This is a genomic window from Actinoplanes sichuanensis (assembly GCF_033097365.1).
In the GTDB taxonomy this organism is placed as follows: Bacteria; Actinomycetota; Actinomycetes; order Mycobacteriales; family Micromonosporaceae; genus Actinoplanes; species Actinoplanes sichuanensis.
Genome location: NZ_AP028461.1, coordinates 9037612 through 9059417, shown reverse-complemented (window position 1 = coordinate 9059417; position 21806 = coordinate 9037612). Strand labels below are relative to the sequence as shown.

The window sequence follows — 21806 nt, the reverse complement described above, 5'->3', positions numbered from 1 at the left end:
ATGCCTAGGTTCAAGACATGACGACGACACACGCCGACACGGCGCCCACCCGGAGCCTGATCGGTCGCTACCTGCGCCAGCTGGCGATCGACACACAGTACGTGCTGCTCGGTTTCCCGCTCGGCCTGATCACGCTGGTCGTCGGCATCACCGGGTTCGCGGTCGGCATCGGCACCGCGATCATCTGGGTCGGCCTCCCGATCCTGGTCGGCACGCTGATGCTGTCCCGCGGGTTCGCCATGACCGAGCGGGCCCGGATCGGTCCGGTGCTGCGGCGCAAGAGTTCGCACCCGATCTACAAGAGCAACCGTGGCCAGGGCTTCGTCCGCCGTACGCTCGGGCCGCTGACCGACGGGCAGACCTGGCTCGACCTGGTGCACGCGATCTTCCGGTTCATCCCGAACATCATCGGGTTCTGCTTCGTCGTGGTCTGGTGGGCGATCGCCCTGGGCGGTCTCACCTACCCGTTGTGGGACTGGTCGCTGCCGCACCCGCCGGACAACTACGAACTGCACGAGCTGCTCGGCTTCCAGGACACGATGGTCAACCGGATGCTCCTCAACTTCTCCATCGGGGTGTTCTTCGCCGGCACGCTGTCCTGGGTGGTCCGTGGCGCCGCGCTGATGGAGGCGTGGTTCGCCCGTGGCCTGCTGGTCAGTGTGTACGAGCTGCGCCGGCAGGTGGCCGAGGCCGAGCAGGCACGCGATGTGGCCCAACAGCAGAAGGCGGCCGCGGTCTCCGCCGAGGCGGTGGCGCTGCGCAGACTGGAACGCGACATCCACGACGGCCCGCAGCAGCGGCTGGTCCGTCTCGCCATGGACCTGGGCCGGGCCGAGCAGCAGTTCACCGACGACCCGGAGCGGGCCCGGGCGATCGTGGCCGAAGCACTCACCCAGACCCGGGAGACCCTCGACGAGCTGCGCGCCCTGTCCCGCGGCATCGCCCCGCCGATCCTGGTGGACCGCGGTCTGCAGGCGGCGCTGACCGCGCTGGCCGGCCGGTGCACGATCCCGGTCGACCTGGACGCGCCGGAGATGGACCGACTGGACCCGGGTGTCGAGTCGACCGCCTACTTCGTGGTGGCCGAGGCGCTGACCAACGTCGCCAAGCACAGCCACGCCAGTGAGGTGCAGGTCAGCGTGCAGCGGATCGCCACCGGCCTGATCGTGACGGTCGCCGACGACGGGGTGGGCGGGGCGAGCCTGGCCAAGGGGCACGGTCTGGCCGGCCTGGACGACCGGGTGCGGGCGGCCGGCGGAGTCCTCGCGGTGGACAGCCCGGACGACGGCGGCACACGGCTCACGGCGGCGCTGCCCCTCTGACATCGAGGGGATCTGACAGCATGAGCGCATGCGGGTGGTCATTGCCGATGATGCGGTGCTGTTGCGGGAGGGCCTGATCCGGCTCGTCGAGGAGAACGGTCACACCGTCGTCTCGGCCGTCGGGGACGGGCCCTCTCTCGTTCAATCGATCAAGGACCATCGTCCGGACGTCTCCATCGTGGACGTCCGGATGCCGCCGTCGCACACCGACGAAGGACTTCGCGCCGCCGTCGAGGCCCGGGCCGCGGTGCCCGGCAGTCCGATCCTGGTGCTCTCCCAGTACGTCGAGGTGTCGTACGCCGACGATCTTCTCGCCGACCGCCGTGGGGCGATCGGCTATCTGCTCAAGGACCGGGTGTCGCTGGTCGCCGAGTTCCTCGACAACCTTCGGCGGGTGGCCGAGGGCGGCACCGTGCTGGATCCGGAGGTGGTCGCCCAGCTGCTGGTCCGGCGCCGCCGGGACGACCCGATGCGCAGCCTGACCCCGCGTGAGCGGGAGGTGCTGGGGCTGATGGCCGAAGGCATGTCGAACACCGCGATCGCCCGCAAGATGGTGGTCACCGACGGTGCGGTGGAGAAGCACGTCCGCAACATCTTCACCAAGCTGGGCCTGCATCAGGACGAGGAGCAGCACCGGCGGGTCCTGGCAGTGCTGGCCTACCTGCAACCGTAGGGCTAGCCCTACCCCCGACCGGGGTGTCCGCCGTATCGATCGGCTACTTCGGACTCCATAGCGTCTTACCCATGGAGAACAGGGAAAACGTCAAGGGGATCGCGGCTCGTGTCGCGATCTGGAGTGCCCGCCATCGGGCACTCGCGATCCTCGGCTGGATCGCTTTCGTGATCGCGACGGTGGTCCTCAGCGCCCAGATCGGCACCCGGCAGGCGGATGAGAGCACGGCCGGGCACGGCGACTCGGGTGACGCCGACCGGATCGTCGCGGCGGCCGGTTTCCCGGAGCAGCCGGCCGGTGAGATGGTGCTGATCCAGAACCGGGCCGGCACCGACCGGGTGGCCGCTGCGGAGGAGGTCACCCGGGCTCTGGGCACGATCCGGGACGTCATCGACGTGCAGGCGCCGATCGAGTCGCCGGACGGCCGGTCGACACTGATCACCTTCAACATCGCCGGTGACGCCGACACCGCGGAGGAGCGGGTCGGCCCGGCGATGGAGGCGGTCGCCCGGGTGCAGAGCGCCCACCCCGACCTGTACGTCGCCGAGGCCGGTTCGGCCAGCGCCGACCAGTTGGTCAGCGAGGAGCTGGACGGCGGCCTGAACCGGCTGGGGATGCTCTCCATCCCGGTCACTCTGGGCATCCTGCTGGTGGCCTTCGGGGCCGTGGTCGCCGCGTTCCTGCCGGTCCTGCTGGCGATCATGTCGGTGGTCGCGGCGATCGGCCTGATGGCGGCGGCGAGCCGGTACGCTCCCGCGGTCGACGAGACGACGCACGTCATGCTGCTGATCGGCCTGGCCGTCGGGGTCGACTACTGCCTGTTCTACATCCGCCGGGAGCGCGACGAGCGCCGCCGGGGCGCCGACCCGCACCGGGCACTGATGATCGCGGCGCAGACCTCGGGCCGTTCCATCTGGGTGTCCGGCCTGACCGTCATGATCGCCATGGCCGGCATGTTCTTCACCCAGGACGTCGTGTTCGTCAGCTTCGCCGCCGGGACCATCCTGGTGGTCGCCACCGCGGTACTCGGCTCGCTGACCGTGCTCCCAGCGCTGCTCTCGGCGCTGGGCGACCGGGTCGACTCGATCAAGATCCCCGGCCTGTACCGGCGCAACAGTGACGGCCGAGTCTGGAACGCGCTGCTCCGGGTCGTACTCGCCAAGCCGTTGATCTCGGCGATGGTCGCCATCGCCGCGCTTGCCGCGCTGGCCTACCCCGCGCTCGATCTGAAGACCCGTGGCCAGGCGATCCAGGACGTCTCGCCGAACGCTCCGGTGGTGCAGACCTTCGTCGCCATCGGCGAGGCCTTCCCGAGCAAGACCACCCCGGCGCAGATCGTGGTCAAGGACGACTCGGTGAAGACGCCCGAGTTCGAGCAGACGCTCGCGGCCTTCAAGACCGCGGTCGCCGCCAGCGGCGGGAAGCTGGTCGAGCCGGTCGACGTCGAGGTCAACCCGGCCGGGGATGTCGCGATCGTCTCGGTCGGCCTGGCCGGCAAGGAGAGCGACAGTGTCGCCGTCGACGCGCTGAACCTGCTGCGGGACCGGGTCGTGCCGGACACCTTCGGCCGGATCGGCGGTGCCACGGCGCTGGTCACCGGGTCCACCGCGGGTGGTGTCGACTACAACGAGCAGCTGTCGAAGACCCTGCCGCTGGTGTTCGCCTTCGTCCTCGGACTGGCCTTCATCCTGCTGCTGGTGTCGTTCCGGTCGGTCGTGGTCGCGGTCACCGGACTGCTGCTGAACCTGCTGTCGGTCGCGGCCTGCTACGGCATGCTGGTCTGGGTCTTCCAGTACGGCCACTTCGAGGAGCAGCTCGGCTTCGTCTCCGGCGGGGGCATCACGAACTGGATCCCGATGTTCCTCTTCGTGATCCTCTTCGGGCTCTCGATGGACTACCACGTCTTCGTGGTCAGCCGGATCCGTGAGGGCCACGACCGGGGCCTGTCGACCCGGGACGCGGTCCGCGAGGGCATCGGCCGGACCGCCGGTGTGATCACCAGTGCCGCCGTGGTGATGGTCGCGGTGTTCGCGCTCTTCGCCACCCTGCCGCTGACCGCCACCAAGGAGCTGGGTGTGGGCCTGGCCGCCGCGGTCCTGCTGGACGCCACGATCATCCGGGCGGTGCTACTGCCGGCGATGATGGCGCTGCTCGGCCGGGCCAACTGGTGGCTGCCGAAGTGGCTGGGCTGGCTGCCGGAGATCGCCCACGAGCCGCCCGCGCAGGACGGCCCGACCCGCGCCGAGGAGCGGGAGCTGGCCCCGGTCAGCTGAGCATGTGCCCGAGGGCGCCGCCGATCATGGCGGCGCCCATTCCGGCGGTGATGCTGAGCAACGCGTATCCGGTGGCGGCCAGGATCTCCCGCCGCCGGGACAGGGTCAGGATCTCCCAGCTGAACGTCGAATACGTGGTGAGGGCACCGCAGAACCCGGTGCCGAGCAGCGCCACCACCCCGGGTGCGAGCGGCAGCCCGAGGACCAGGCCGAGTACGAACGAGCCGGTCACGTTGACGGCGAGCGTGCCCCACGGGAAGGCCGCCCCGAACCGGGCCTGCATGATCCGGTCGGTGAGGAACCGCAGGGGCGCGCCGACCGCCGCGCCCAGCGCCACCAGCAGGACCGTCATCGGGCCAGGGCGCTTCCGGCGGCGACCGCCAGCACGGCACCGATCAGGGTGGCCGCCAGGTAGACCAGGCCGGCCTGAGAGACCTCGGCGATCGCGGTGGAGAACGTGGTGTAGCCGCCGAGGAACCCGGTGCCGAGCAGCAGCCGCGGAATCCGGCCCTGGATCCGGGTGTTGAGCACGCCGATCAGGAGACAACCGGACACGTTGATCACCCAGGTGGACCAGGGGAAACCGCCGGGATCGTGCGGCCAGGCGGTGGCGATGCCGAACCGGGCCAGGGCGCCGAGCACGCCACCGGCGGCGACCGCGGCCAGATCGGTGGGGTGCACGTCGAGATCCATCACCCGGGACGTTAGCCCACAGCCGGGTGGCCGGCCGGGGGGACGTGGCGGCGCCCACCCCGGCCGGTTCCAGGCGCTCCTGCTGGAGAGCGGGCCTGTCCGTCCACTTTAGAACACGATCTTGGGAATCGCCCACCGACCCCGGCGGGGGACGGTTGCCTGAATTCTGGTTGTCGAGGCGGTGACTTCCCGAAGGCATTGCTATCAAAAGCGCATAAAACGGCGTAGGAAAGGCTGATAACGTGCGGCTCCGCACGCGGACGGAGCGGAAGACGATGCACCACGCCAACCACCACTACGGCCACTCGCACATCCTGGCCCGCTACTGCGGGATGCCGGAACCGCTGCATCCGCCCCGGATCCAGGGGTACCTCCAGCACGGCTGGAACATCGGGGACGGGCTGGCGCCCGGTACGCCGTACGTCGACGGCGCCCGCCTCCTGGTCTGGTCCGAGGAGACCCGCCGCCGCTCCTGGTCGCAGGGCCGCCGCAATGTGGTGGTGGTCGGCGCCCCGTTCGCGTATCTGGTCGAGATGACGCCGCCGCCCGTCGAGCCGGGTGAGGGGACCATCTTCTACCCCTTCCACGGCTGGGAGGGCCAGCAGGTGCACGGCGACCACCAGCGGCTCATCGACGAGGTCAGAGAGACCGAGACCGGCCCGATCACCGCCTGCCTGTACTGGAACGAGTACCGGATGCGCCGGGTCCGGCACCTCTACGAGCGGGCCGGATTCCGGGTCATCTGCCACGGCTACCGCGGCTTCTGGTGGCGTGACCACCATCGTGACTTCCTCGTCGACCAGCTGGCCGAGCTACGCCGTCATCGCCGGGTCGTCTCCAACCGGCTGTGCAGCGCGATCTGGTACGGCCTGCTCGCCGGCCGGGAGGCGGCCGTCTACGGCGACCCGATGGTCCTGGACAACGCCGACATGACCTTCGGCGGCGAACCGCGTCTGCACCGGCAGTGGCCGGAGCTGTACGGCCGGGCGACCGACTTCGCGACCGGCCATCGACTCGCCCGGACCCAGCTGGGCGCCGACGAACTGGCCCGCCCCGACGAGCTGCGCAAGCTCCTGGGCTGGCCGAAGGAGGGGTACGTGTGATGCCGAACCTGATCCGCTCCGGCGGCGAGATGTTCAACTGGAGTGATCGGGTCGGCCGGAGCAACCCGCTGCTGCACCACCTGATCGCCGAGCTGGCCGGACCCGGGCGGACCGTGCTGGTCGCCGGTCCGCACCCGGCCGACCTGGTCGCCGCCCTCGACGCGGACGGTGCCGAGGTGACCTGGGTGCTGCGTTCGCTCACCGACGCCGAGCAGGCCGCCACCACCCACCCCACGATCACGATCCGGTCGGGCGCCTTCGGCAAGATCGATCTGACCGGGGGGTACGACCTGGTGGTCGCCACCGACGGCATCGGACGGCTCAACTCGGCCGAGGGCGATCAGCTCTCCGCCGACGAGTTGTTCCAGCTCCTCGCCGGGGCGGTGCGCCCGGGCGGCGCGCTGGTCCTGATGCACGACAACCAGCTCGGCGCCCACCACACGGTCCGTCTCGACCCGGGCGCCCGCTTCCGAGACTCCGCCGCGTGGAGCGTCGACGTCGACGGTCCGGCGTCCCGCGCCCAGCTGACCGCCCGGTTGACCGCCTCCGGCCTGGCCCCGGCCGGGGTCTGGGCCGCGTTCCCGGAGCCCGCCGATCCGGCCGTGCTGGTCGGCGGCGCAGCCCTCGGTGACGCCGCGTCCCCGCTGCGGTCCTGGCTGCAGACGGCCCTCGCGCACGCCTACACCACCGCGTTCCGCGGCCGTCCGGTGCTCGGCGACCCTCGTGAGCTCGTCGCCCGCGCGCTGCGGGCGGGCGCCGAGGAGACCGTGGCCGGTGGCTGGCTGGTCATCGCCGCCGCGCCGGGCGCCGAGGATCGCCTCCGGGTTCGAGACGACGTACTGGTCGCCGACGTCAACGGGGTCTACGCCGTCGACGCCGACGGGCCGCGGATGCTGACGCCCGCCGACACACCCCTGGAGTTCGACGGGCTGCGCCGGGTCCAGGTGCTCCAGCCCACCGCTGGATGCCTGCTGGAGGATCGGCTGCTGGCCCTCTGCGCGGCCGGCGACGTGCGCGGCCTGCGGCAGGAGATCGCCGGGTACGAGGCCTGGCTCGGAACCGGCCCGATCAGCGGCCCGGAGGCGCTCGCCGACCTCTCCGGCATCACGGTGACCGGCGACGGGCTCGCCGTGCTGTTCGCCCACTGGGCCCCGGTCGAGCCGGTCTCGGCGCAGATCGCGCTGGTCCGGGCGCTGTGGCAGTTCGCGGTCCGGCTGCTCACCTGGGGCCGCCCGCACCCGTGGCCGATCACCGCGAGCGCCGCCGACCTGGCCGCGATCCTGGTCGGGATGGCCGGTCGCAGTCTCGCCGACGAGGAGCTGCGGGCCGCGATCGACCTCCAGGTGGTGATCGACGGCGCCGAGTTCGGCCTCGACCCGGCCGGGCAGCAGGCGCACCGGCTCGCGCTGCGGGCGGTGCAGCCGGGTACCGCGCCGGTCGACGTGACGGGGTATCACCAGCTGGTGGAGGCCCTGTGGCGGCAGCGCTACCAGGCCTCGCACCTGCTGGCGATGATGGAGTGGACCGAGCGGATCATCCAGTCCCGGGACGCCGAGCTCAGCCGGATGGACTGGGAGCTCCAGCTCCTCCGCCGCGGCTGGGGTGGCCGCGGACTGATGTTGGCGAAGCGGGCGTACAAGATGGTCCGGAAGTGAAGGTCCTAGATCAGATCCCAGGTGAGCGGGGTGCCCTTGGCCGCGTCGGCGGTGAAGGTGCGCCCCAGCACCGTTCCGATCAGGTCCGGCTCGAGACCACCGGTCGGCCGGATCGAGCGCACGTTCTCCTCGGTGACCGGGTCGCCGGCCCGCACATCGGTGACGACGTAGAGCGAACGCCGGAACCGTAGGCTCTCCTTCTCCGCCTCGGTCGGGCCGATCGCCGTGGTGCCCAGCGCCTGCCAGGCCCGCTCCGACTCGGTGACCAGCAGTTTCAGCTCGGCCTGGTCGAGCGAGAAGGCCGAGTCCACCCCGCCGTCGGCCCGGTCCAGGGTGAAGTGCTTCTCGATCAGCACCGCGCCGTAGGCGACGGCGGCGATCGGCACCCCGATACCCATCGTGTGGTCGCTCAGGCCGATCGGCAGCTTGAGCGCCTCGGCCAGTACCGGGATGCGCCGTAGGTTCGTCTCCTCGGGCGGGGCCGGGTAGGAGGCGGTGCAGCTCAACACGGTGACGTCGGTGGCGCCGGCGCCCTGCGCGGCCTCGACCGCGGAGGTGATCTCGCGGAGCGTGGCCATGCCGGTGGAGATGATGATCGGCTTGCCGGTGGAGGCGGCCAGGCGGATCAGCGGCAGGTCGGTGATCTCCGAGGACGCGATCTTGTACATCGGTGCGTCCAACTTCTCCAGCAGCTCGACCGCGGTCCTGTCGAACGGGCTGGAGAACGGTGTGATGCCGTGCTCGCGGGCCCGCTCGAAGATCGGCGCGTGCCAGTCCCACGGCGTGTGGGCGCGCTCGAAGAGTTGGTAGAGGTAGTCGCCGCCCCACAGGTCGTGCCCGGCGGAGATCTGGAACCGCGGGTGCTTCACGTCCACCGTCATGGTGTCCGCGGTGTACGTCTGGATCTTGATGGCGTCGGCGCCGGCCTCGGCCGCGGCGTCCACCAGGGCCAGCGCCCGGTCGAGCGAACCATTGTGGTTGCCCGACATCTCCGCGACGATGTACGGCTTCCTACTGCTCATTTGCTTCTCTCCGTCCAGACGACCGTCTTCGGCACCCCGTCGACGAGCCGTTCGTATCTGCGTGTCTCGCGGAACCCGAATCGCCGGTGCAGCGCGAGGACCTGCGTGTTCTCGGCGAGCGTCTCGCCGCCCAGGGTGTCCAGGCCGCGTGGGCCGAAGGCGTGCGCGACGGCCTCGGACTCCAGCCGCATCCACGCGGGCAGCAGACGCCGGCCGAGCCCCTCCACGTCGAGGTAGAACGACCAGGTGGAACCGTCGAAGACGACAACTCCGGCCGGGACGCCGTCCTCCTCGTAGATCAGGATGTCGGCGCTGCGCCGGGCCCACCAGGCGGCGTGCTCGGCGGGCTGGATCTCGTGGGTGGTCAGGCTGACGGCCCGTACCGACGGATGGTTCCGCCAGGGCAGGACCAGGTCACGGTCGGAGTCACGGGCAGGTCGAAGCACGCCGTCAAGGTATGGAGGTGGTCTTGACCCGCTGTGGCGGCGAGGGGATGTCCCGGGAAACCGCAGGTGTCCGTTGGGTGCCCCGGCGGCGGAGACCGGCCACCCGGTAGCCGGTACGCAGGGCCGCGTACATCGTGTAGTTGTTCGCCGCGACCAGCCGATGCTTGAGCCCCGCGGCGCCGGCCGGCGGCAGGTAACCGGCCGGGCGGTGCCGTCGGTAGAGCGCGGCGATCTCCCGGAAGAACGCCCGGCGACGACTCGGGTGCATCCGGTTCTCGTTGCCGGCGACCACCAGCAGGTGACTGATCATCAGGGTGAAGATCCGGATGCGCAGCGCGGGGTCGACACCGGCGCCGTCCACCCAGGCGTAGAAGCGGTCCCACTGGGCGAACGCCTCGAAGTGCCGCTCACTGCGGGTCGCGGTGATCGCGCCGGTCCGGCCGATCCGGTAGTGGTAGCAGACCCGGTTCAGCACGTCGAGGTGCTCGGCGGCGATCAGTACCGGATTGCTGAACGGCACGTCCTCGTACCACCCGGCGGGGAACCGCAGGTCGTGCTTGTCGAGGAACTCGCGCCGCAGGATCCGGTTCCACGCGGTGTGCTGGAGGCCGATCAGCCGGTCCAGGTCGGGCGTGCCGGCCAGCAGCGCCGAACTCGCGTCGGTCTGGAGCCGGCCGTCCTCGTGCAACCGCAGGTGGTCGACGAGCAGCACGTCCGGCTCGGTGTCCCGGAGCCGCTCCAGCACCGCCCGGACCGAGCCGGACGGCAGGACGTCGTCGCTGTCGACGAACCAGACGTACCGGCCACGGGCCTCGGCCAGGCCGGCGTTGCGGGCCAGGCCCAGCCCGACGTTGCCGGGCAGGTGCAGGACGCGCAGATCACCGTGCCGGGCGGCGTACGCGTCGAGCATCGCGCCGCAGTCGTCAGGTGAGGCGTCGTCGACCGCGATGACCTCGACCGAGGCGCTCTCCTCCGGGGTCAGCCCGGCACGGATCGAGTCGAGGCACTGGTGCAGGTAGTCCTCGACCGCGTACACCGGCACGACGACGGTCAGCAGAACGTCCATGACGACCACCGTCGACCCCGTACGTGAACCCGAAGGGAACGCACGGGGTCGGGGGCCGGTCTACTGCTTGTCAGCCGGGAACAGCAGCTCCTGCATGGCGTCGGTGGTCAGCGGCTCGGCGAAGTAGTAGCCCTGGCCCAGCTCGCAGTTGCCGTCGGCGAGTTCACTGAGCTGACCGGCGTCCTCGATGCCCTCGGCGACGGTGGAGAGCTGGAGCGCCTGGCCGAGCTGAATGATTCCGAGCGTCAGGGCCGCGGCGGCCGGCACGTCACCGACGTCGTCCACGAACGACTTGTCGATCTTGATGATGTCGACCGGGAACCGGCGCAGGTAGGCCAGGGACGAATAGCCGGTGCCGAAGTCGTCGATCGCCAGCCGGACACCCAGGTCCTTGATCGCGTGCAGCCGCTCCAGGGTCTCCTGGCGGTGGTCCACCAGCAGCGATTCGGTCAGCTCGATGACCAGGCGGTGCGCCGGCAGCCCGCTGTCGGTCAGCGCCGCGTTCACCACGTCCGGCAGGTCGGTACGGTCCAGTTGTACCGCCGACAGGTTGACGCTCACGGTCAGCCACTGGTCCTCCGGGCGCTGCCGGTTCCAGTGGGCGGCCTGACGGCAGGCCTCACGCAGCACCCATTCGCCGATCGGGACGATCATCCCGGTCTCCTCGGCCAGCGGGATGAAGTCCAGCGGCGGAATCATCCCGCGCTCCGGGTGCTGCCACCGGACCAGCGCCTCCAGGCCGGAGATCTCCCCGGTGGCCAGCCGCACGATCGGCTGGAACCGCAGCTGGAACTCGTGCCGCAGCACGGCCCGCCGCAGGTCGGCCTCCATCTCCAGGTGCTTCTGGAAGGACTCGCGCATCGACGGCTCGAAGATCGCGTACTGGTCCTTGCCCTTCTTCTTGGCCTCGAAAAGCGCCAGGTCGGAGCGGACCAGCAGTTCCTGGGCGTCGAGTTCGCCGGGCTCGCCGAACGCCAGCCCGATGCTGCACGTCACGAACGTCTCGCGACCGTCCAGGTCGAACGGGTCACGCATCGCCGACACGATCCGCCGGGCCACCGGGACCGCGGCCTCCATCGAGCCGGTCTCCGGCAGCAGTACCGCGAACTCGTCGCCGCCCAGCCGGGCCGCGGTGTCGTCGGTCCGCAGGCAGTCCCGCAGCCGGTCGGCCACCAGGGCCAGCAACTGGTCACCGGCGGTGTGCCCGAGCGAGTCGTTGATCATCTTGAACCGGTCCAGGCCGATCAGCAGCGCGGCCACCCCACCGGGCCGGGCCGCCCCCAGGGTGTTCTCCATCCGGGTGACGAACAGCGAACGGCTGGCCAATCCGGTCAGCGCGTCGTGGAACGAGGCGTTCATCTCGCGCAGCGTCCGGGCATCGGCGACGGCCAGGCCGGCGTGTTCGGCGAAGGCCAGCAGCATCTCCTGCGAGGCCTTGTCCCAGACCCGCGGCTCGGTGTGCGATCCGGCGAACATCGCGCCGACGACCACACCGTTCTCGTGCACGGGTACGGCGATCACGCTCTGGATCCGGTTCTCCACCATCTCCGGCACGGCGATCGGGGAATTGGCGTAGTCGTCCACGGCGACCAGCTCGTCGCCCATGATCGCGAGCCCGGCGACGGCCAGCGAGGTGACCGGGATCCGCTGCATCCGGGCCAGCACCTCGTCCGGGATGCCGGCGCCGGAGACCAGGCTCATCCGGCCCGGCTCGTCGCTCTCCAGCACGGTCAGACCGGCGATGTCGACGTCCAGCAGTTCGGCGACCCCGGCGGTGACCCGGTCCAGGATCCGGCGCAGCGGCTCGCGCCGAGCGATGGCGCGCTGCACCGTGCTCAACTCGTCGAAAAGCCGCTGGCGGCGGCGCAGCGAGTCGATCAGGCGGTTGTTCTCCTCCGCCTGCCGGCGTTCGGCCTCGACCAGGTGCAGCGCCTGGAGGCTCAGCTCCAGCACCCGGGCCATGCCACGGAGCAGGCAGACCTCCTCGTCGGTGAAATCGCCGGACCGGCGGCCGAGGACCAGCATCCCGGAGGACGTCCCACCGAGCGGGGCCACCGCAAGGGAGTAGACCGTCTCTCCGGCACGCAGGGTCGCCGGACGGCCGACCTGGTAGCCGGCGGTGAGGGCGTAGACCGGGATCTCCTCGGCGGGAAGTCCGACCGCGGCGGCGATACCGCCGTCGACGGTGAGCACCGCGAGATCGGCTCCGAGGGCACGCGACGCGCACTCGACTGCCGCATGCTGGGCGGCAGCCTCGTCGGGCCGGTCGGCTACGACGGCGAGGAACTCCGTCAGTTGCTGGGTGGCGAGCACGTGGTTGCAGTCGGCCGGTAGACCGCTCAGCTGAGGGAAACGCGCAGGCGGTTCGCGGTTAGTGCCAACCTGGTCACGAACGGTCAGTGGGCCGACACGTACGGTTGTCAAAATCGATGGGCTGCGACTGAATAGATCCGTGGAGACATCCGACGCGGGTCTGGCATCCGGCCGGGTCGGCGCCGCGTCCATCGCCTTCGTCGGCCTGGCCGCGACCGCCCCGATCGTCACTCTCGTCACCGTCGTCCCGGCCGCGTTCGCCGCCGGTGCCGGCCCGTTCGTGCCCTGGTCGTTCGCCGTGGCCGGGCTGCTGCTCCTGATCTTCTGCGCCGGTCAGGCCGCGATGATCCGCCGGTTTCCCAGTGCGGGTTCCGCGTACTCACAGGTGGCGCACGGTCTCGGCCGACCCGGCGGGGTCGTCGCCGCCTGGCTCGCCCTCGCCGGCTACCACGCGATCCAGTTCGGTCTCTACGCGCTGGCCGGGCTCGCCGCCGCCCCGCTGCTGAGCGGCTTCGGGCCGGCCCCGCCCTGGTGGATGGTGGCCGCCGCCTGCTGGGCGATCGTCGCGGTCTGCGGGACGATGCGCATCGAGGTGTCCGCCGCGGTGATCGGCCTGTTCGCGGTGGCGCAGGCGGCCGTGCTGGCCGGGGTGGGCGCGGCGAACGTGCTGCAGCCCGCCGGCGGCCGGGTCACCGCCGGGTCGATCGTGGCCGCCTCCGGTCTCGACCGGCCCGCGCTCGGACTGCTGCTGGTTGTCGCGGTCCTCGCCTTCGCCGGCTTCGAGTCCTCCACCACCTTTGCCGAGGAGGGTTTCCAGCCGCGGCGTAGCGCCGGGTTCGGCGGGTACTGGGCGGTGCTGATGATCACCCTGCTGTGCGGCGGTCTCGCCTGGTCGATGATCGTGGCCGCCGGGCCGGACCGGATCACCTCGGCCGCCGGCCGGGGCCCGGAGCTGCTCTTCGATCTGGCCGACGAGCGGCTCGCCCCATGGGCGGTCACGCTCGGGCGGGCGATGCTGTTCACCGGCGTGCTGGCGGCGATCCTCGCGCTGCACACGGCCATCTCCCGGTACCTGTACGCGCTCGGCCGGGAACGGGTGCTCCCGGCCGTACTCGGAAGGGCCCGCCGACGGACCGCCGCGCCGCGAGCCGCCTCGGTGACCCAGTCGCTGATCGCGGGCGCCACCCTGGCCGGTGCCCATGCCGCCGGGGCCGACCCCGGCCCGCGTACCGCACGTTGGCTGATCACCGGCGGAGCCCTCAGCGTCCTGATCCTGTTGTTGCTGGTCGCGGTCGCGGCGCTGCTGCGGTTGAACCGGGTGCCCGGTCCGGAGGGGCCATGGGGTCGCTTTCTCGCGCCCGTTCTGTCCACAGTGTCTCTGGCCAGCCTGGCCTTCCTGGCGTTCCGCGACCTGCCCGCGCTGCTCGCCCTACCGGTCGGATATCCACTGGTCCGGGCGATTCCGGCGGCTCTCGCGGCATGCGTGCTGTCGGCCGTCGCGCACGCCCTGCTGCTGCGCCGGTTCCGGCCGGTGATCTATGCCGGCATCGGCCTGGCCGGCACTCCGGTCGTCATCACCCCGGTCACCCCACACGCCGAGCCCAAGCCCGCCACCATCCCCAGGCAACGGGATCCGGGCGCCCACCGCCCCGAGCGGGTCACCCAAAGAAGTCCTGGACCTGAGTGAGTGTCAGGTAGCCCTGAGGCTCCAGTTCGCGCGGGATCGAGGGCAGGCTCCGGGCGGTCACCGGGCCCTCGCCGGCGTCCTCGGGCGGGGCCGACGGCGTCGGGGTCGGTGGCAGATCGGCCAGCGCCATCGCCTCCCGGATCACCTCGAACATCGTGCGTACCTCGGTGGACGCCCGCCGGGCCAGCTCGTCACGGCCGGTTCCGTCGGGTGGCAGCGCGCAGGTGAAGTTGGCCCGGAGCTGATCGTCGACGCGGCGGATGTCGGCGCTCGGGCGCAGGTGGTCGAGCCGGCCTTCGGTGACGATGCCGAGCTCGCACCCGCGGTAGCCGGACTCCCGCCACCACTGCTGCCAGCGCGGGTCGGCGTCCAGGGTCCGTACGGCGTGCCGCAGCGCCCGCAGGTAGTAGCGGGGCTGCTGGCCGTCCCGAGTTGCGGTCCCCAGCCGTGGGTGGAGCCAGAACTCGTCCATGGTTCGCAATGGTCGCAAATCAGACGGCGCCCGGCAGGGATTCCGGGCTCGCGCGTCCGAGTGGATTACATAAGCACGTGATATGAATTCGGTCCGTGGACATTTTTCCAGGGGTGGCGCCGACCTTCGAACGCCTCTACGCCGGTCTGCGTCGGATCACCCCGCGCGATGAGCTCAGCCTCACCGCCGCCTCGGCCCTGGCCCGTCTGGAGCGTTACGGCCCGCAGCGCCTCAGCGACCTGCACGGTCCCGAGGGCGTCACCCAGCCGGCGATGACCCAGCTGATCACCCGCCTGGAACGGGACGGCCTGGCCGCGCGCGGCAGTGACCCCGCCGACGGACGGGCCGTGCTGGTCAGCGTCACCGACGCGGGCCGGGCCGCGGTGGCCCGCCGTCGTGCCGCCCGGGCCGAGACGATCGCGCACCGGCTCCGGCAGCTGTCCCCGGAGGACCAGGCGATCATCCTGACCGCGGGGCCGGCCCTCGACCGGCTGAGCGAGCTGATGTGAGCGACGACCACAAGTGGGTGGCGCTGTCCAACACCAGGCTCGGCAGCCTGCTGGTGGCCGGTCTCGTCGAATCGTTGCCGGTCGGATCGCGATGTGCGTACTCGGGGGATTTGCGTCTTTGATTCGTAAAAAGCACCTTATGGAGTGGAGCTCCGGCGTGGACCGGTGATCAGCCCCGTTAAGCCCTTGGAACATATGGGCTTAAACGGAAACAAGGGGCTTGGTATGAGAAGATTCTGGGCGGCCGCGACCGCGGTGGCGCTCTGTACGGCAGGTGTCGCGGTGACCGGGGCACAGGCCGGGACCGCGGCGCGCGGCGGACCCCCGTCGATCACTTGGGCCGCCTGTAGCGAGGGTTCACTGAAGGCGCAGGGCGCCGAATGCGGATACCTCGCCGTGCCACTCGACTACGCGAAACCGGACGGGGCGAAGATCGAGATCGCCCTCTCCCGGATCAAGTCCACCGTGCCCGCGGACAAGCGGCAGGGGCCGATCCTGATCAACCCGGGCGGACCCGGTGGCGCCGGCCGCGGGATGGCCGTGCTCGGTCAGCACGTGCCCAAGCAGGCGGGAGCTGCCTACGACTGGATCGGTTTCGACCCGCGCGGCGTCGGCGCCAGCAAGCCGAAGCTCACCTGCGACAGCAAGTACACCGGGTACAACCGGCCGCCCTACGTGCCGAGCACCCCCGAGATCGACAAGGCCTGGCACGCCCGGACCACGGCGTACGCGGCGGCCTGCGCCAAGGCCGGTGGCGCGCTGCTCGACCACATGCGCACCGACGACACGGTTCGGGACATCGACCGGATCCGCGAGGCGCTCGGCGTCGAGAAGATCAGCTTCTACGGCTTCTCGTACGGCAGTTACCTCGGCCAGATCTACGCCACCCGCAACCCGGAGCGGGTGCACCGGATGGTCCTCGACGGCGTCGTCGACCCGACCCGGGTCTGGTACCAGTCGAACCTCGACCAGGACATCGCCTTCGACAAGGCGATCAAGGTCTATTTCGCCTGGATCGCCAAGTACGACTCGGTGTACCACCTGGGCCGTACCGCCGCCGAGGTGGAGCGGCTCTACTACCGGCAGCTCGACGAGCTGGCCGAGAAGCCGGCCGGGCAGATCGGGCCGGCCGAGCTGACCGACGTGTTCCTGCAGCCCGGTTACTACGTCTTCGGCTGGGAGGAGACCGCCCGCGCCTTCTCGGCCTGGGTCAAGGACAAGGACCCGGCACCGCTCAAGCGGATCTTCGACGAGAACCACGAACAGACCGAGGGCGCCGACAACGGCTACGCGGTCTACCTGGCCGTCCAGTGCACCGACGCACCGTGGCCGGTCAACTGGAAGAAGTGGGCCCGGGACAACTGGCGGGTGCACCGCAAGGCACCGTTCGAGACATGGGGTAATGCCTGGTACAACGCGCCCTGCCGGCACTGGGCGGCCGACCCCGGCACCCCGATCGAGGTGGACGGCAGCAAGGCCCCGCCGATCCTGCTGATCAACGAGACGCTGGATGCGGCGACCCCGTACTCCGGCGCCCTGGAGACCCGCCGTCGCTTCCCGCGGTCGGTGCTGCTCGAAGGCGTCGGCGGCACCACACACGCCGGGTCGCTGTTCGGCAACGCGTGCGTCGACAACACGATCGCCGACTACCTGGCCGACGGCACGCTGCCCGGCCGGGTCAAGGCGGACCGCTCCGACAAGCAGTGCGAGCCGATCGCCAAGCCGACACCGTTGGCGAAGCACTCACTCGGCGAGCGCCTCCGGCTGGTCCCTCCGCTCCGGCCCTGAGGCAGCGGCCCGGTGGTGTACGCCACCGGGCCGCTGACCAGCATCTGAGGTAGGCTCGATCACGCGAAGGGGAGTAGCTCCCAATGTCGCGGTCGACATACTGACCCCGGTTCTCCGGGTTCCGGCCGCGCGGCCTCGTCATGAGGCGAGCGAGACCTTCGACCAGGCCGTATTCGTTATGGCCGGGTCGAGGTCGCCCTGCGCCAAGGCCCGGTCGTGTCACCGGGAGTTTCTTGTGGAAGCCTTCCTAGCCGCGCTGGCGATCAGCTTCGCGGTCATCTTCGTCGCCGAGCTCGGCGACAAGTCACAGCTCATGGCGATGACGTTCGCCACCAGGTTCAAGACCGTGCCGGTGCTGATCGGCATCACGGTGGCCACCGCGGTGGTCCACCTGGTGTCCGTCGGCATCGGCTACGGTTTCGGCGCCGCCATCCCGACCGGCTGGATCTCCCTGGTCGCCGGCATCGCGTTCCTCGGTTTCGGTGCCTGGACCCTGCGCGGCGACTCCCTCACCGAGGATGAGAAGGGCAAGGCCGAGCGCTCCACCGGTTCGGCGATCTGGGCCGTCGGCGGCGCGTTCTTCCTGGCCGAACTCGGCGACAAGACCATGCTCGCCACCATCACCCTGGCCACCCAGCACGGCTGGGTCGGCGTCTGGATCGGCTCGACCGTCGGCATGGTCGCCGCCGACGCCCTCGCCATTCTCGTGGGTCGATACTTGGGTAAACATCTACCGGAAAAGGTCATCAAGTACGGAGCTGCCGCACTCTTCGCTATCTTCGGCATCTGGTTGATCGCCGAAGGCGTGATCGAACTGCGATAAAAAGGAGCCGCCGTGCTGGACTACCGGGCCGAGTTCGACGCCGAAGTCACCCTCGACGGCGGGGGCGAACTGAGGGCGCGGGGCTTCCGCCTGAACATCCCGCACGCCGACGTCACCGAATCCGAGATCACCGCGCTGCTCGTCGCCTCCCTCGCTCCGCAACGGGTCGAGCACGCCGCCGTCAGCGACGTCCGGATCATCGCCGAACCGCACCCGCCGTCCGCCGACACGCAGGCCGAGCGGGTCCGGTTCGTCGAGCTCAGCCACATCATCACGGCCGGGATGATCACCTCGCCCGGCCTGCCCGGCCCGGAGATCACCCCGCACCTGACCCGGCTGGCATCCCGCGGCGTCTACGCACCGGGCACCGAGTTCGCCATCGACCGGATCAGCATGCTCGGCAACACCGGCACCTACCTGGACAGCCCGTACCACCGCTACGCCGACGGCGCCGACCTGGCCGGACTGCCCCTGGAGCAACTCGCCGGACTGCCCGCCGTGGTGGTCCGGGCGGTCGGTGGCGAACGCGGTGTCACCGCCGAGATGCTCGCCCACGTCACCGTCGCCGGACGGGCGGTGCTCCTGCACACCGGCGGAGACCGGCACTGGGCCACCCCCCGGTACGGTGTCGACGCGCCGTACCTGACCGCGGACGCGGCCCGGCTCCTGGTCGACCGCGGCGCGGCCCTCGTCGGCATCGACGCCGTCAACGTCGACGACGTCTCCCCGGCGGCCGCGGGCGCCCGGCCGGCACACACGCTGCTGTTGGCGGCCGGTATCCCGGTCGTCGAACACCTCACCAACCTGCGCGAACTGCCGCCGCTCGGCGCCCGCTTCACCGCCACCCCGCCCCGGGTCGCCGGATTCAGCACCTTCCCGGTCCGCGCGTTCGCCACCGTCCCCGCCGAGGAGCCAGAGGCGTGATGTTCCCCTTTCCGGAAAGGCTGCGGCCGTGACCGGCAATCCGGCGGCCGGCGCCACCGGCATCAGCCGCAACCTGGAACTGGCCCGGATCCAGCTCGGCCGGGGCGAACCGGCCGCCGCCGCGGAACTACTCGGCCCGGTCCTCGCCGCGGAACCCGACCACGTCACCGCGCTGATCCTGATGACCCACGCCCAACTGGCCCTCAAACGGCCCGACCTGGCCGACGAACTCGCCCGACGCGCTGTCGAACACGCCCCCGAATGGCCCGACGCACTGGCCGCGCTCAGCCGGGTCCACACCGAACTCGGTCGGCACGACGACGCCATCGCCACCGCCCGGGAGGCGGCGCTGCGGCAGCCGGAGAACCCGTACCGGCACCACCGGCTGGCCTGGGCCCTGCTGGAGGACGGCCGCCACGCCGTCGAGGCCGAACACGCCGCCCGTGAGGCGATCCGCCTCGACCCGGAGGAAGCCGACTTCCGGATCACCTACGCCATGGTGATGAAGCAGCTGAACCTCACCGACCGGGCCCGGCAGGCCCTCCGCGACGCCCTGGCCCTCGCCCCGGACAGCGCGGTGGCCCGCCACGAACTGGCCGCTCTCGACGTCGTCCACCACCATCCGTTCGCCCTCGGTCGCCTGGCCCGGGGCGCATCGGGACTGGTCGGAGCCCTGCGCGCGGACCCGAAGCAGGAGGCCAGCCGCTTCCTGCTGGACGTGGCGTTGCGGCAGTTCCTGGTCTACGCCGCGATCATCCTGGTCCTGCTGGCGTACCTGGGCTGGCGCACCGCCGAGTCGTCCCCGAACCTGGCCCGCCTCTTCGCCGCCTCGGCCGCGCTGGCCCCGGCCGCCTACGCCGGATACTTCCTCTCCCGGCTGGACCCGGCGCTGCGCACCTACCTGCGCGACCTGCTCACCCACGGCCGCCAGCGGATCGCCCTGGCCGCGGCCGTGATCGCGATCCTCCCCCTGCTGATCGCCCTACCCGCCCCGGCCGGGTGGCTGCCGCCTCTGCTGGCCACGGCGACGTTCGCGGGTTTCGCCGTTCGTCTACTGACCGCCCCGGTCGACGAGCCAGGCGAACCCACGAGAGGCCTGACCAGCCACTCCCTGCTGTTGGTCGCCGGTGTGTGCGCGGCCGTCGGGGTCGGCGTGATCACCACCGAGGCCCTGCCCCCGACCTGGCGTCTCCCGGTCGCGGTGGCCGCCTTCGCCGCCACGGCCACCTGCCTGACCGTGATAGCGCGCCGCCGCAAAACCACCCCACCCGACGCGGGCGTGTTCCTGCCGCTTTAACCCTTCCCCTGGTACGGCTTCATGCGGTGGCCGGGGGGTGGGGTGGCGGTGAGCAGGGGATTCCGCCCGAGAGTCGCCTTGTCGGGCGGGAGTGTCGCCTGCGTCGCGGTGACAGGCAGGGGGCTGCGGTGGCTCGTACCGGATGAAAGGGGTTGGGAGGCTCAGAAATCGTCTGATTCTGCCGATGTGACCCTTGTGATCCACACCCGTATCCCCGGAGCGGACCGATGACGGAATTGGGCATGAGCCTGAACCCCGGGGTCAGTGATGCGCCTGCCCGGGCGTTCGCTGATCCGAGCGACCTGGGCGTGGCGCGGGCCGCCGCCCTGTTCGAGCACATGCAACCGGAGAAGGCGGCCGAGATGCTGCACCCGGTGTTGGCCGGGCGGCCGGATTCGGCGCCGGGCTGGATTCTGATGGCTCGGATCCGGCTGGCGCTGGATCAGGTGGAGCCGGCTCTCGACGCGGCGAACCGGGCCGTCGAGCTGGCGCCGGAGGATCCGCGGCCGCTGGCGATCGCGAGCCGTGCGCTGACCCTGATGGGTCGGCACGAGGAGGCGATGAGCATGGCCTACCGGGCGGTGATCGTCGAGCCGAAGAATCCGCTGTGGCACGACCGGGTGGCGTGGGCGCTGCTGGCCGCCGACCGGCAGGTGGGTGACGCCGAGCAGGCGGCGCGAACCGCGGTCGGGCTGGATCCGAACGAGGCGCACTACTACTTCACGCACGGGGTGACCCTGGCCGCTCTCGGTCACGTCGACCAGGCCCGGCAGGCGCTGGAGACGTCGTTGCGACTGGAGCCGGAGAACCATGTGGCCCGGCACCGGCTGGACGTGCTGAACGGCGCGGCGCAGCCGGTGGTGGAGAAGAAGAAGCGGGGCTGGCGGCTGTTCGGACGCAAGGAGCAGGCCAAACCGGTTCGCCCGGAGGAGTTCCGCCCCTGAACTCCGGCCCCGGCAGAATACCGCACAAGTAATAATTCAGACATGCAATCACGGATGTCCGCTGCGGTTCTCGCGCTGGTGCCCGTCGTCGTCCCGCCCGCCCCGACCCGGGCCGGCGACCCGCCGATGGTGAGCGAGATGACCGCCCACTACGGCTTCAACGGCCGCTCCTCCAGCATCATCGACGAGTCCGGCAACGGACACACCCTCCGGGTGATCTCCTACCAGGGCGGCCGGGTCCGCGCGGTCGCGCACGGCCCGGGCACCGCGCTGGCCTTCCCCGGTAAGTGCACCCGCCGGGTCTGCCCGCACGTCGCCCTGCAGAGCGGCGACTCGGCCGACCTCAACCCCGGTGTCCGGGACATCGCCTTCGGCGCCGACGTGCTGCTCCCGCCCGGCCAGACCAGTCGCGGCCAGAACGTGCTGCAGAAGGGCTACTCGGCCACGAGCAGCCAATACAAACTGCAGATCGACGGTACGGCCGGTCACCCCAGCTGCGTGCTGGTCGACGTGGTGCGCCCGATCATCTGGATGGTCCGCAGCTCGGTGACGATCGCCGACGGCGTCTGGCATCGGGTGCGATGTCAGCGCACCGGCACCCGCCTGGAGATCCATGTGGACGGGGTGCTGCGTGGCCGCACCGCGGTCCCGGCCGACCTGAACGTCTCCAACGATCTGCCGCTCAGCATCGGGGCCAAGGGCGCCTACCGGGACAACGACCAGTTCAACGGCACCCTCGACAACGTCTGGGTACGGATCACCCGCTGAGCGTCGACTGTCCGGGTGTGCGATCGTC

General features: G+C 70.8%; 20 protein-coding genes. 13 read left to right on the top strand and 7 right to left on the bottom strand.

The features are described 5' to 3' along the window. Nucleotides 1–17 precede the first annotated feature (17 nt). The 3 genes from Q0Z83_RS41605 to Q0Z83_RS41595 all read left to right on the top strand — a co-directional run bounded on the left by Q0Z83_RS41605 (nucleotide 18) and on the right by Q0Z83_RS41595 (nucleotide 4268). The gene (locus Q0Z83_RS41605) at nucleotides 18–1322 is read left to right on the top strand and encodes a sensor histidine kinase (protein ID WP_317788923.1); all 1305 of its coding nucleotides are present in this window, start codon (nucleotides 18–20) and stop codon (nucleotides 1320–1322) included. 28 nt (nucleotides 1323–1350) lie between these two features. After that, nucleotides 1351–1995: a LuxR C-terminal-related transcriptional regulator gene (locus tag Q0Z83_RS41600; protein WP_317788922.1), complete on the top strand. Its 645-nt coding sequence runs from the start codon at nucleotides 1351–1353 to the stop codon at nucleotides 1993–1995. Nucleotides 1996–2066: 71 nt separating this feature from the next. Continuing rightward, nucleotides 2067–4268, top strand: a complete 2202-nt coding sequence (locus Q0Z83_RS41595) for an MMPL family transporter (protein ID WP_317788921.1) — start codon at nucleotides 2067–2069, stop codon at nucleotides 4266–4268. Here the strand turns inward: Q0Z83_RS41595 and Q0Z83_RS41590 are convergent. Both Q0Z83_RS41590 and Q0Z83_RS41585 read right to left on the bottom strand, forming a co-directional pair. Next, the gene (locus Q0Z83_RS41590) at nucleotides 4261–4620 is read right to left on the bottom strand and encodes a fluoride efflux transporter FluC (protein WP_317788920.1); all 360 of its coding nucleotides are present in this window, start codon (nucleotides 4618–4620) and stop codon (nucleotides 4261–4263) included. The two genes, Q0Z83_RS41595 and Q0Z83_RS41590, sit on opposite strands and share 8 nt — an antisense overlap. Next, the gene (locus Q0Z83_RS41585) at nucleotides 4617–4961 is read right to left on the bottom strand and encodes a fluoride efflux transporter FluC (RefSeq protein WP_317788919.1); all 345 of its coding nucleotides are present in this window, start codon (nucleotides 4959–4961) and stop codon (nucleotides 4617–4619) included. Before Q0Z83_RS41585 ends, Q0Z83_RS41590 begins: the two co-directional genes overlap by 4 nt. Nucleotides 4962–5236: 275 nt before the next feature. Here Q0Z83_RS41585 and Q0Z83_RS41580 point away from each other — a divergent pair, with 275 nt between their 5' ends. Together Q0Z83_RS41580 and Q0Z83_RS41575 are read left to right on the top strand one after the other, a co-directional pair. Continuing rightward, nucleotides 5237–6064 (top strand): hypothetical protein, encoded by an 828-nt coding sequence (locus Q0Z83_RS41580; protein WP_317797260.1) that lies wholly within the window; start codon nucleotides 5237–5239, stop codon nucleotides 6062–6064. Continuing rightward, a complete protein-coding gene (locus Q0Z83_RS41575) occupies nucleotides 6064–7719 on the top strand; it encodes a methyltransferase domain-containing protein (RefSeq protein ID WP_317788918.1) in 1656 nt (551 codons plus the stop codon). The genes Q0Z83_RS41580 and Q0Z83_RS41575 overlap by 1 nt, the downstream gene beginning before the upstream one ends. Before the next feature lie 5 nt (nucleotides 7720–7724). Here Q0Z83_RS41575 and pseI read toward each other — a convergent pair whose 3' ends face one another. The 4 genes from pseI to Q0Z83_RS41555 are packed head-to-tail and all read right to left on the bottom strand — an operon-like array spanning nucleotide 7725 to nucleotide 12566. Beyond that, entirely contained in the window at nucleotides 7725–8741 is a 1017-nt protein-coding gene (pseI, locus tag Q0Z83_RS41570) for a pseudaminic acid synthase (protein ID WP_317788917.1), read from the bottom strand. Continuing rightward, nucleotides 8738–9187, bottom strand: coding sequence for a GNAT family N-acetyltransferase (locus Q0Z83_RS41565; protein ID WP_317788916.1), 450 nt, complete (start codon nucleotides 9185–9187; stop codon nucleotides 8738–8740). The genes pseI and Q0Z83_RS41565 overlap by 4 nt, the downstream gene beginning before the upstream one ends. A 4-nt stretch (nucleotides 9188–9191) precedes the next feature. Continuing rightward, complete coding sequence (locus tag Q0Z83_RS41560) at nucleotides 9192–10253, bottom strand: glycosyltransferase family 2 protein (RefSeq protein WP_317788915.1); 1062 nt, start codon at nucleotides 10251–10253, stop codon at nucleotides 9192–9194. Between the two features lie 60 nt (nucleotides 10254–10313). Then, a complete protein-coding gene (locus tag Q0Z83_RS41555; protein ID WP_317788913.1) occupies nucleotides 10314–12566 on the bottom strand; it encodes a putative bifunctional diguanylate cyclase/phosphodiesterase in 2253 nt (750 codons plus the stop codon). Nucleotides 12567–12705: 139 nt separating this feature from the next. Between Q0Z83_RS41555 and Q0Z83_RS41550 the strand changes: the two genes are divergently transcribed. Beyond that, nucleotides 12706–14253, top strand: a complete 1548-nt coding sequence (locus Q0Z83_RS41550; protein ID WP_317788912.1) for an APC family permease — start codon at nucleotides 12706–12708, stop codon at nucleotides 14251–14253. On the opposite strand, the gene Q0Z83_RS41545 is transcribed toward Q0Z83_RS41550, so the two are convergent. Beyond that, the gene (locus Q0Z83_RS41545; RefSeq protein WP_317788911.1) at nucleotides 14225–14725 is read right to left on the bottom strand and encodes a hypothetical protein; all 501 of its coding nucleotides are present in this window, start codon (nucleotides 14723–14725) and stop codon (nucleotides 14225–14227) included. The two genes, Q0Z83_RS41550 and Q0Z83_RS41545, sit on opposite strands and share 29 nt — an antisense overlap. A gap of 95 nt (nucleotides 14726–14820) precedes the next feature. Between Q0Z83_RS41545 and Q0Z83_RS41540 the strand changes: the two genes are divergently transcribed. The 7 genes from Q0Z83_RS41540 to Q0Z83_RS41510 all read left to right on the top strand — a co-directional run bounded on the left by Q0Z83_RS41540 (nucleotide 14821) and on the right by Q0Z83_RS41510 (nucleotide 21778). Then, on the top strand, nucleotides 14821–15234 hold the full coding sequence (locus Q0Z83_RS41540; RefSeq protein ID WP_317788910.1) for a MarR family winged helix-turn-helix transcriptional regulator: 414 nt from the start codon (nucleotides 14821–14823) through the stop codon (nucleotides 15232–15234). 225 nt (nucleotides 15235–15459) lie between these two features. Continuing rightward, nucleotides 15460–17022, top strand: a complete 1563-nt coding sequence (locus Q0Z83_RS41535) for an alpha/beta hydrolase (RefSeq protein WP_317788909.1) — start codon at nucleotides 15460–15462, stop codon at nucleotides 17020–17022. Nucleotides 17023–17257: 235 nt separating this feature from the next. Continuing rightward, on the top strand, nucleotides 17258–17845 hold the full coding sequence (locus Q0Z83_RS41530) for a TMEM165/GDT1 family protein (protein WP_317788907.1): 588 nt from the start codon (nucleotides 17258–17260) through the stop codon (nucleotides 17843–17845). Between the two features lie 12 nt (nucleotides 17846–17857). Then, on the top strand, nucleotides 17858–18769 hold the full coding sequence (locus Q0Z83_RS41525) for a cyclase family protein (RefSeq protein WP_317788906.1): 912 nt from the start codon (nucleotides 17858–17860) through the stop codon (nucleotides 18767–18769). 28 nt (nucleotides 18770–18797) lie between these two features. After that, on the top strand, nucleotides 18798–20066 hold the full coding sequence (locus tag Q0Z83_RS41520; RefSeq protein ID WP_317788905.1) for a tetratricopeptide repeat protein: 1269 nt from the start codon (nucleotides 18798–18800) through the stop codon (nucleotides 20064–20066). A gap of 242 nt (nucleotides 20067–20308) precedes the next feature. Next, nucleotides 20309–21010 (top strand): tetratricopeptide repeat protein, encoded by a 702-nt coding sequence (locus tag Q0Z83_RS41515; protein WP_317788904.1) that lies wholly within the window; start codon nucleotides 20309–20311, stop codon nucleotides 21008–21010. Between the two features lie 42 nt (nucleotides 21011–21052). Then, a complete protein-coding gene (locus tag Q0Z83_RS41510) occupies nucleotides 21053–21778 on the top strand; it encodes a LamG-like jellyroll fold domain-containing protein (protein ID WP_317788902.1) in 726 nt (241 codons plus the stop codon). Nucleotides 21779–21806 lie beyond the last annotated feature (28 nt).

What these genes read in the sequence shown, in the direction of transcription:
- Q0Z83_RS41605 (WP_317788923.1), top strand. Translation starts at nt 18, where the DNA reads ATGACGACGACACACGCCGACACGGCGCCCACCCGGAGCCTGATCGGT.
- Q0Z83_RS41600 (WP_317788922.1), top strand. Translation starts at nt 1,351, where the DNA reads ATGCGGGTGGTCATTGCCGATGATGCGGTGCTGTTGCGGGAGGGCCTG.
- Q0Z83_RS41595 (WP_317788921.1), top strand. Translation starts at nt 2,067, where the DNA reads ATGGAGAACAGGGAAAACGTCAAGGGGATCGCGGCTCGTGTCGCGATC.
- Q0Z83_RS41590 (WP_317788920.1), bottom strand. Translation starts at nt 4,620, where the DNA reads ATGACGGTCCTGCTGGTGGCGCTGGGCGCGGCGGTCGGCGCGCCCCTG.
- Q0Z83_RS41585 (WP_317788919.1), bottom strand. Translation starts at nt 4,961, where the DNA reads ATGGATCTCGACGTGCACCCCACCGATCTGGCCGCGGTCGCCGCCGGT.
- Q0Z83_RS41580 (WP_317797260.1), top strand. Translation starts at nt 5,237, where the DNA reads ATGCACCACGCCAACCACCACTACGGCCACTCGCACATCCTGGCCCGC.
- Q0Z83_RS41575 (WP_317788918.1), top strand. Translation starts at nt 6,064, where the DNA reads ATGCCGAACCTGATCCGCTCCGGCGGCGAGATGTTCAACTGGAGTGAT.
- pseI (WP_317788917.1), bottom strand. Translation starts at nt 8,741, where the DNA reads ATGAGCAGTAGGAAGCCGTACATCGTCGCGGAGATGTCGGGCAACCAC.
- Q0Z83_RS41560 (WP_317788915.1), bottom strand. Translation starts at nt 10,253, where the DNA reads ATGGACGTTCTGCTGACCGTCGTCGTGCCGGTGTACGCGGTCGAGGAC.
- Q0Z83_RS41545 (WP_317788911.1), bottom strand. Translation starts at nt 14,725, where the DNA reads ATGGACGAGTTCTGGCTCCACCCACGGCTGGGGACCGCAACTCGGGAC.
- Q0Z83_RS41535 (WP_317788909.1), top strand. Translation starts at nt 15,460, where the DNA reads ATGAGAAGATTCTGGGCGGCCGCGACCGCGGTGGCGCTCTGTACGGCA.
- Q0Z83_RS41515 (WP_317788904.1), top strand. Translation starts at nt 20,309, where the DNA reads ATGAGCCTGAACCCCGGGGTCAGTGATGCGCCTGCCCGGGCGTTCGCT.
- Q0Z83_RS41510 (WP_317788902.1), top strand. Translation starts at nt 21,053, where the DNA reads ATGCAATCACGGATGTCCGCTGCGGTTCTCGCGCTGGTGCCCGTCGTC.